Annotated in this window: 1 rRNA gene; it reads left to right on the plus strand. The window is 53.3% G+C overall.

Annotated elements, in window-relative coordinates:
• Window positions 1-467 (plus strand): 23S ribosomal RNA (locus tag ICC18_RS33410); the annotation flags it as partial.

Genomic DNA, 467 nt, shown 5'->3' on the forward strand with positions numbered 1-467 from the left:
TTGGCTTAGAAGCAGCCACCATTGAAAGAGTGCGTAATAGCTCACTGGTCGAGTGACTCTGCGCCGAAAATGTAACGGGGCTAAACACGCCACCGAAGCTATGGCTTGCACGTTAGTGCATGGGTAGGGGAGCGTTGAATACGGGTAGAAGTCAGACCGGAAGGACTGGTGGACTGTATTCAAGTGAGAATGCCGGTATAAGTAACGAAAAGATCAGTGAGAATCTGATCCGCCGAAAGCCTAAGGGTTCCTGAGGAAGGTTCGTCCGCTCAGGGTAAGTCGGGACCTAAGGCGAGGCCGAAAGGCGTAGTCGATGGACAACAGGTTGAAATTCCTGTACCACCGTAGCCGTTATGAGCGATGGAGTGACGCAGAAGGATAGTGACGCAGACTGATGGATGTCTGTCCAAGCAGTGAGGCTGGTGTGTAGGCAAATCCGCACACCGTAAGGCTGGGCTGTGACGGGG

The organism is Paenibacillus sedimenti, from assembly GCF_014534655.1.
GTDB classification, from domain to species: Bacteria; Bacillota; Bacilli; order Paenibacillales; family NBRC-103111; genus Paenibacillus_E; species Paenibacillus_E sedimenti.